Annotated in this window: 10 protein-coding genes; 6 read left to right on the forward strand and 4 right to left on the reverse strand. The window is 65.7% G+C overall.

Translation table 11 applies throughout. The features are described from left to right. Nucleotides 1-102 precede the first annotated feature (102 nt). Nucleotides 103-642 carry a dihydrofolate reductase family protein gene (locus ABD296_RS35270; protein WP_344277543.1) on the forward strand — a complete coding sequence of 180 codons (540 nt, stop codon included), beginning with the start codon at nucleotides 103-105 and terminating at the stop codon, nucleotides 640-642. 383 nt (nucleotides 643-1025) lie between these two features. After that, nucleotides 1026-1832 carry a pentapeptide repeat-containing protein gene (locus ABD296_RS35275; protein ID WP_344277545.1) on the forward strand — a complete coding sequence of 269 codons (807 nt, stop codon included), beginning with the start codon at nucleotides 1026-1028 and terminating at the stop codon, nucleotides 1830-1832. 50 nt (nucleotides 1833-1882) lie between these two features. Here ABD296_RS35275 and ABD296_RS35280 read toward each other — a convergent pair whose 3' ends face one another. Beyond that, complete coding sequence (locus tag ABD296_RS35280) at nucleotides 1883-2440, reverse strand: dihydrofolate reductase family protein (RefSeq protein ID WP_344277548.1); 558 nt, start codon at nucleotides 2438-2440, stop codon at nucleotides 1883-1885. 929 nt (nucleotides 2441-3369) lie between these two features. Here ABD296_RS35280 and ABD296_RS35285 point away from each other — a divergent pair. The 3 genes from ABD296_RS35285 to ABD296_RS35295 all read left to right on the forward strand — a co-directional run bounded on the left by ABD296_RS35285 (nucleotide 3370) and on the right by ABD296_RS35295 (nucleotide 4616). Next, nucleotides 3370-3804, forward strand: coding sequence for a DUF6196 family protein (locus tag ABD296_RS35285; protein WP_344277551.1), 435 nt, complete (start codon nucleotides 3370-3372; stop codon nucleotides 3802-3804). Nucleotides 3805-3896: 92 nt separating this feature from the next. Beyond that, nucleotides 3897-4163, forward strand: a complete 267-nt coding sequence (locus ABD296_RS35290) for a site-specific integrase (protein WP_344277554.1) — start codon at nucleotides 3897-3899, stop codon at nucleotides 4161-4163. A gap of 39 nt (nucleotides 4164-4202) precedes the next feature. After that, nucleotides 4203-4616 (forward strand): hypothetical protein, encoded by a 414-nt coding sequence (locus tag ABD296_RS35295; protein ID WP_344277557.1) that lies wholly within the window; start codon nucleotides 4203-4205, stop codon nucleotides 4614-4616. Nucleotides 4617-4846: 230 nt separating this feature from the next. Here ABD296_RS35295 and ABD296_RS35300 read toward each other — a convergent pair whose 3' ends face one another. Together ABD296_RS35300 and ABD296_RS35305 are read right to left on the reverse strand one after the other, a co-directional pair. After that, on the reverse strand, nucleotides 4847-5074 hold the full coding sequence (locus ABD296_RS35300; protein ID WP_344277559.1) for a hypothetical protein: 228 nt from the start codon (nucleotides 5072-5074) through the stop codon (nucleotides 4847-4849). A gap of 171 nt (nucleotides 5075-5245) precedes the next feature. Further along, nucleotides 5246-5506, reverse strand: a complete 261-nt coding sequence (locus ABD296_RS35305) for a hypothetical protein (RefSeq protein WP_344277562.1) — start codon at nucleotides 5504-5506, stop codon at nucleotides 5246-5248. Nucleotides 5507-5859: 353 nt separating this feature from the next. On the opposite strand from ABD296_RS35305, the gene ABD296_RS35310 reads away from it, so the two are divergent. Further along, nucleotides 5860-6072: a hypothetical protein gene (locus ABD296_RS35310; RefSeq protein ID WP_344277565.1), complete on the forward strand. Its 213-nt coding sequence runs from the start codon at nucleotides 5860-5862 to the stop codon at nucleotides 6070-6072. Between the two features lie 534 nt (nucleotides 6073-6606). Here ABD296_RS35310 and ABD296_RS35315 read toward each other — a convergent pair. Further along, nucleotides 6607-7023, reverse strand: coding sequence for a hypothetical protein (locus ABD296_RS35315; RefSeq protein WP_344277568.1), 417 nt, complete (start codon nucleotides 7021-7023; stop codon nucleotides 6607-6609). Nucleotides 7024-7413 lie beyond the last annotated feature (390 nt).

Here is a 7413-nt window from a genome sequence, read left to right on the forward strand (position 1 = left end):
GAATCTAAAGAGGCGCCAACGCCCCGACTAAGGCATCAGCCCAATGTGCCCGGTCACCGCACCGGACACCCTGGAAGGGCACACCACCGATAGGAACCTGCCATGCGCATCCGCACCCACATCGCCGTCAGCGTCGACGGTTTCATCGCGTCGCCGGACGGGCTGCCCACCATCCTGACCGCACCGGACTTCGAGTCCGGCCTCTCGCACGGCCACCCGGAGTTCATCGCCGACTGCGGCGCGGTCCTCATGGGCCGCAACACCTTCGCGCCGGCGGTCGGCTCGCCGCACTGGCCGTGGCCGAACCTGCGCGTGTTCGTGCTGACCAGCCGGCCGCTCCCGGAAGGAACGCCCGACGGGGTCGTGTCCGCCGCCGACCCGGCCGAACTGCTCCGCCTCATGCGGGACGCGGACTTCACCGGCGACGTGCACCTGGTCGGCGGCCAGCAGACCATCCAGGCCTTCCGCGACATCGATGCGCTGGACGAACTCGGCGTCGTCATCATGCCGACCCTGCTGGGCGAAGGCCTCCGCCTGACCCCGCCCAAAACCGCCACCACCCCCCTCCAACTCACCGCCACCCGCACCTTCCCGGACGGCTCCGTCGAACACGTCTACACCCCGTCCCCCAACCAAAACTGACAGGGACACGGGGAGACTCTCCTCCCGAAGTCACCCGCGACCACGCCGCACGAGCAGCCTTTCGGGGCGCCGGCGTGAACCAGGCCCAAGAGCACCTGGTCCTCATCGCATCCGAACAGGTAGTACGGGCCGCCGTCGAAACCGCCGCGGCCCTCCGCAACCTCCGCGACCGCATTTGTACAGACCAGGACCACACCCCCGTCGACTGAAACGCCATCCACCAAGACCTCGGCGTGAGCACCCTCCACCGACAAGCCCCAATCTGACCCGCCAAACCCGCTCGTCCACCACCAGCCTGGCGGGACCCCAAACGCTCACGCCCCCCGCCCCCAGGCCGCCCCTTCAAGCACCACTGGCCACCCGGGCCGTACGAGAATCGACGAATGCTGTCCATCAACGCGGCCGCGACGGTGTGGCGCATGGAGCGCTGGGCCGAGCCCTTCATGGCCGACCGGCTGGAGGAGGCACTGGAAGCGGCGTTGACCGGCGGGGACTGGGCGGCCGTTCTGTTCGAGTGGCCGCCGTTCGAGTTGGAGCCCGACCTCGGCGGCGCGCCACTCGCAGGCCGCGACCTCACGGCCATCGACCTGACCAGCGCCGCCCTGGACTTCGCCGACCTGAGCGAGCCGACTAAGGGAGGCACGCCTCACGGTTACCGTGCGCAGAGACTACGTGCCCTCCAAACAACGGTCCTGAGCTGCGACCTCACCCGAATCGACCTGACCGCCGCGGACCTCACGGACGGCATCTGGACCGGCAACCTCACCGACCCCGCCGCCTGCGACGCGGCCGTCACCACCGGCATGCAGGACAGCCATCCCGCGACGACACGGCACGCAACCTCACCCCGGCACAGCGAGGCGCTGCCGGCCCTGGCCCGCGAGCGCGACATCACCCGCGGCCGCTGGGCCGACCCCGCGCAGGCCGCCAACCTGGAGGACGTCATCCGAGCCGCCAGACGCGGCGATGACTGGACCGACGTCCGCTATCCCGCCGGCGACGGGAACTACACCGACCTGCAGGGCGCCCCTCTCACCGGACGCGACCTGCGCGGCGTGGACCTGACCGGCGCCGAACTCGACCACGCCGACCTGTCCGGAGCCGACCTCACCGGCGCCCGGCTCAGCAAGGTCACCACAGTCGGCGCCGACTTCACCGGCGCCACCATCACCGACACCATGGCCCATTGAGCAGACACATCCGACGGATGCCATCGTGGCTGTGCGTCGCCTACCGGGTCCTACTTGTCGGCCGGCGCGTACACCAGTTCGAGGATTCCGGACGGGAAGGCCGTGCTTTTCACCAAGCGCAGGTTCAAAGGCTGATCCATCTCGGGGAACAGTGGCGCGCCCTTGCCGGTGGCGGCGGGCAATACCCACAGCCGGTACTCGTCGGCCACGCCGAGCCTGATCAGGGAGTGCATGAACTCGGTGCCGCCGGCGGCGACGAGGTCCTTGCCGGGCTCGGCCTTGAGCTTGGCGATCTCCTCCGCCGTGTCACCGCCGGCGATCCGGGTCTCCGGCCAGTCGTCGGCCGTTTCGAGGGTGCGGGAGAACACGACCTTGGGAATCTCGTTCATGGCCCTGGCAGACGGGTGGTCGGAGTTGGGCCAGTAGCCGGCCATGATCTCGTAGGTGTTCCGGCCCATGAGGAAGGCCCCGGCCTCCCACAGCCGGCTGACGAAGTACTCCTCCTGCTGGGGGTCGTCGATGCTCACCATGACGTCCCGGATCCCGTTGTCCCCGTCAGCGCTCTTCCCGTCGAGCGAAACGTAAAAGCCAAGAATTAGCTTCCGCATCTGATGCCTCCATTTGTTCTCCCGCGCTGGGACGCTCCCAGCGCGGGGCTCAACGCCCCAGGGACGCTCGCATGAACTCCTCACCGATCAGCGCCTACCGTTCGATCAACTCGGCGCCCAGTGCTTGTTCACACACACTCAGACCACCGGTCCCCCCCAAAAACTCATCGCCCACCACGCCATCGACACCGTGGCAAGCCGCCTCCTCCCACCACAACCGCCCAGGTGGTTCCCAACTCCCGAAAATTCGTGCGGGTGGCGAGGTGGCCCGGAATGCTGGGGCCGACGTCCCATCCGGGAAGGATCACATGTGACCAACCAGGACAAGGACGAGCCGCAGGGCGAGCTGGTCGAGAAGGCCAGAGCGCAGGGGGCGCCGCTGGTCGGGCCGCCGTTCCATTCCGCTAGTAGAGCTGCAGGCCGAACTTCTGATAGCGGCCCTCCTCGACAGCGGAGACGGTTTGAGATCCGGATGCGATGGCCTCCCCACTTGGAGAGTCGGCCTCTATGGCACACGGTCCGTCGCTATCCCCCATGGAGCCACTAGGTCACCTTCGCGATGCTTGCCCACGCCTTCCTGAGCCTGTGCCGACGAAAACGCCTCCGTCCTACGACAAGACCCAGCGCCTGTTCGTCACCCTCGTCATCAAGCCCCTCCAGGACACGGCCCGCGGAGGCAGCTGATCCGACCGGCGACGCTGTCACCAGGAGGGATCACGCCCAGCCGTTACCCGGCGACAAGGCGCTCAACGGGTTGGAGATCGCGGTCTTCCTTGCCGGCCTTCCGAAGACGAGGAAGGCCGCATGCGAAATAGGCGACACGACGAGGACGTTGCCACGACGGCGCCCTTCGAGGAGCCTTCGTTCCGGCGGGGGACGCGATCGCGCGACGATCCCCGGGCGGGTTCACGGATCAAGGAGTTTCGTCGATGGTCAGTGTGAGTATGGAGACTGGGGAAGAGACAGAAGAGCGGCTACGTAGCGTGATCGCTCAGGCTGAACTGGTCGTGCACGACGGCGTCTGGTGTTTTGAGGAGTCTCCGGCCGACCAACCACCGACACTCACCCCCGAGACTCTTGCAGTTGTTCGGGACCAAGAGAGTTGGAGTCGCCTGGTCCCGCTCACCCAGCAGGACGACGGTATCGAACACTTCGGAATCTTCTCCTTTCACTTTAGCGACCAAGTGGACAACAGCGGTTTCGTCGGCTGGCTGGCCACCCGCCTCAAAGTTGAGTTGGGGACCGGCGTATTTGTTGTCTGCGGTAGCAACCGCGCCCGCGGCGGCATTTATGACTACTGGGGTTGTCCCATCGACTTGCTGCCCCAGGCCATCACGGTCGTCGAGACACTACGAGCCCGCTGACCTGCACGAGGACCGGTGAGGCAGACGACCGAACGCGCGGACGCCTGGGACGACGGGAGGACTGAGGCCTCGTCTTCCCGTCCCGGCGCGGCATGCCCGTGAAGCCGAACGGCCCCCGCCGTTTCTGGGGCCGCGTCCGCGCCGCTGCCGGCATTGAGTCGGTGCACTTCCACGGCATGCAGCACACCTGCGTCTCTCCGCTGCCGCACCTCGACATCGCGCCCAAAATCGTCCGCGAGATCGAGGTGACGATGAAGATTTACGCGCACACGCCCCTCGACGGCAAGCGGCCTACCTTCGCAAGCCAAGGGTGCGCTCGGCTGTTCCTTAACGGCCCGGATGCGCGTCCGGGCCGTTAACCGTTTGGGCCTGCTATGGGAGCGCACTAAGGTCGGCGGATGCGCTACCTGCCGATGTCACTTGCGCTGGGGGCTCTGCGTCATGGGCGGGGGATAGAGCAACTCCTCGGCGGTTTTGAGGAAGGCGAGCGCCGAGGAGTGAGGTACGCAGTGATCAGCCCAACCAGCAGCGGCGTCCTCTACGTAACCTGCACGGCCGTCGAAGACACGGTGGATCTGGCCCGGCACAGCGCCTTTCTCTATCCGAGTGATGACGCCTTCTACCCGGAGGACGCCAACAGAGAAGGCGCCCGGACGATAGGTACCGCCACGACTCCGGAGGAGGCGCTGATGCTGGCTGAGCGGGAGTTGGGCGCCGATCCGCGCTGGTGGGTCGACCTTGGGATGCTCGGTTACGAGTACAGGGACTTCATCGTGAGAGGCCGGCCGCTCGGCCCGTGGCAGCCGTCATGAGGGGCCGTTGTCGTCAAAAACGCCCCGGTGCCGTCTGACTCCGGGGCGTTTTGGCTGGTCATCGAGGTGGGCAGGGGCGGGGTCGAACCGCCGACCTTCCGCTTTTCAGAAGTGGCAACCGCCCTGCTCGCGGAACGTTCGCCGAGGTAGACGGTGCCTCAAGGTCGCCGTTGGTGCCCAGTGTGGGTCCGTTGTCGTCAGGACTGTCATCAGCCTCGTTGGTGTCGACCTCAGGCTTTGAGTCGCCGCACGTGTCGCTCGTGCTGCCCGGCTCGGCGTCGCTGGGCGCGGTCCACGAACAACGTGCGTGGACCGGCTGCCAGCTCGTACAGCTCAACCTCGAACGGGTCGGCGTCGTACTCGATGAGACGGGCCAAGGTGTCCCGGTCCTGCTCGGCGGTGGACCGCTGCCGCACACCTTCACGCCAGACCTGCCCGCTGAACGTCGCCTCGTCCACCCAGCGAAAGCTACCTCCTGATCACCCGGATGGGGACCACTGCGGCACACCCTGCCCGGCACGCCCTGGTCCAGCCCGTGACGCTTGTTCCCGTCAGCCCGCATGAGCCGCCGTGAGGGATCGTTGCGATACTTTCGTGCCGTACAGCGATTGCGGGGGCGGGACGGCCTCTCAGTCCGAGTCGGAGATGCCGTGTGCCTGCTCGTAGGCACGGATGATCTTCCGAGGGATCGGAGGTCGTCCAAGCTCGCGGACCTCGACAGAGATCACAGTCTCACCACAAACGTCGATCTCCAGGTACGTGGCCGACGCTGGATTCGTGGGATCCCAGCGTGTCCTCACATCTGGCTGGAGGCCGACGGAGTCCATGGCTTCGAGCATGGCCTCGAAGAGTAGGTCGTAATCGACTTCAGGGCCGTACTCCAACCGCAAGGGCTCGATCGGCGTGGCGCATAAGGCATTCGCGATCAGCCTGACCAGCTCCGTACGGTCACAGCACTCATCAGCACGAACCCCTCTCTGAGAGCAGGCCCCAAGCCCACGCTCAGGCCCTGGCAACACCTGGCCAAGTGCATGGGGAAACGAGCACCGGTTGGCCAACTCGGGCGGCAAGGTCAGCGGGTTTACAGTCCTACCGCCAAACCGCCTCAACCTGCAGCTATGCCGATCGACCGTCGAACTTCGGCAGGTATTCGGCACGGCAGCCGCCTCCCACGCTCTCCGCACTTCAGTCGGCTTCGTACTACCGTGAACTTCGGAGCAGCGGACCTTTTGAAGGGCGCGCGATGGCAGAGATCGTAGTCAAGAGGTGGAGCGCCGACCACTTCACTCTGAGGGCGGAGAAGAGCCGGGCGGGCAAGTGCGCTCAAGGCGGTACTGGAGCCTGCGGGCGTGATGCGGAGTTCACGATCGTCTACCCAACCGGTGAGTCGATCGCCACGTGTCCGGACCACCTCATCACGTACGTCCGCACGAGGATCAACGACGACGAACGCTGAACCCAGACCTTTGAGGACGAGTACGGGGACGGTGGCGAGACCGTTGGGGGGACGGCATCCGCTGAAGAGACGATCGCCCTTGCTGAGCGGGAACTCGGTGCCGTTGCAGGGCGATGGCTCAACCAGGGGGTTCTTGCGGACGAGTATCACGACTTCGTCAGGTGCGGCCGTCCGTTGGGCCGCTGGAAGCCCGGTGTGAGACGGCGTTGTCGTCAGGGCTGTCGTCAAAAGGCCCGGAACCTGTGAGGTTCCGGGCCTTTTGGCTGGTCATTGAGGTGGGCAGGGGCGGGGTCGAACCGCCGACCTTCCGCTTTTCAGAAGTAGCAACCACCCTGCCGCCACCCCGTCCACCAAGGTCAGACGGTGTCTGACGTGCGCCCGTGGTGTCGGGTGGTTGCCGTCGTTGCCGTCAACGTTGCCGTCACGCTCCGGCCCGTCAACTCTGCCGTCTAACCGCTGTAGGCGCCGCCTCGTGTTGCCCGACTCGTTGCTGCGGGAGCCGGTGGGCAAGCGTAGGGAGCGGCTGGGAGCCGATCATCTCGCCCTGCTCGTCTCCTCGTCGCTCGCGGCCGGGAACGACGTAGGGAAGAGACGCGCAACTATCTGGTGGGAGGTCCCGATCAATCCCAGAGCTGCGCCGTAGGGCAAGTACATGACGTCCGACGGGTGAGACAACGAGTTGCGCAGCTCGCGGCCGTAGTCGATCAAATCACGCTTGGCTTCGTCGGGTTCGCGCTCCATGAGGCCAAGCGAGATCGCACGCTGGAAAAGATCACTCCAAGACAGCGGCCGGCCGTGCGCGTTGGAGTCAGACCCCCCGCTCGCCAAGATCCTTTGTCGTATAGCGGCTTCTACAGCGTGCAGCGACGACAAGACGCCGTCAGTCAGCAACTCACGACTGATCAGACCACAGAGTGCAGCAACCTGGCTCTTGCGGAGCAGGTTGCGCACGTTGCTTGGGGTCTCGGGTGTCACTGGCCATGCCGCCATCACATCCCGAAGCATGACCTGAGTGACGAGACGGGGATATCCTTCCTCATCGACTCCGTAGCATATGCCACGAGTGACGGGGTCTCTGGGCAGTACTACGAACTCATGCACACGGGCATTCTGGACTGGGTTCTATCGGAAAGCATCCGGTTATGCAGCGCTCATCTGATCCGTAGCAAGATCAGGCCCGTCCAGGGAAGTCCCCAAGGGTCCGCTGACCAGCGCGGCCCCCTCCCGCGAGTCCACACCCGTCCAAGATCATCCAACCCCGCTGTTAGAGGTCCTAACAGAATCAGCGGACGAGGCGTCGCCAGCAGATGATGGCTGCGGCGAGGGTCATGAAGGCTTCGT

This window comes from Actinomadura napierensis (assembly GCF_039529375.1).
Taxonomy (GTDB): domain Bacteria; phylum Actinomycetota; class Actinomycetes; order Streptosporangiales; family Streptosporangiaceae; genus Spirillospora; species Spirillospora napierensis.

What these genes read in the sequence shown, in the direction of transcription:
- ABD296_RS35275 (WP_344277545.1), top strand. Translation starts at nt 1,026, where the DNA reads ATGCTGTCCATCAACGCGGCCGCGACGGTGTGGCGCATGGAGCGCTGG.
- ABD296_RS35270 (WP_344277543.1), top strand. Translation starts at nt 103, where the DNA reads ATGCGCATCCGCACCCACATCGCCGTCAGCGTCGACGGTTTCATCGCG.
- ABD296_RS35310 (WP_344277565.1), top strand. Translation starts at nt 5,860, where the DNA reads ATGGCAGAGATCGTAGTCAAGAGGTGGAGCGCCGACCACTTCACTCTG.
- ABD296_RS35285 (WP_344277551.1), top strand. Translation starts at nt 3,370, where the DNA reads ATGGTCAGTGTGAGTATGGAGACTGGGGAAGAGACAGAAGAGCGGCTA.
- ABD296_RS35290 (WP_344277554.1), top strand. Translation starts at nt 3,897, where the DNA reads ATGCCCGTGAAGCCGAACGGCCCCCGCCGTTTCTGGGGCCGCGTCCGC.
- ABD296_RS35280 (WP_344277548.1), bottom strand. Translation starts at nt 2,440, where the DNA reads ATGCGGAAGCTAATTCTTGGCTTTTACGTTTCGCTCGACGGGAAGAGC.
- ABD296_RS35295 (WP_344277557.1), top strand. Translation starts at nt 4,203, where the DNA reads ATGCGCTACCTGCCGATGTCACTTGCGCTGGGGGCTCTGCGTCATGGG.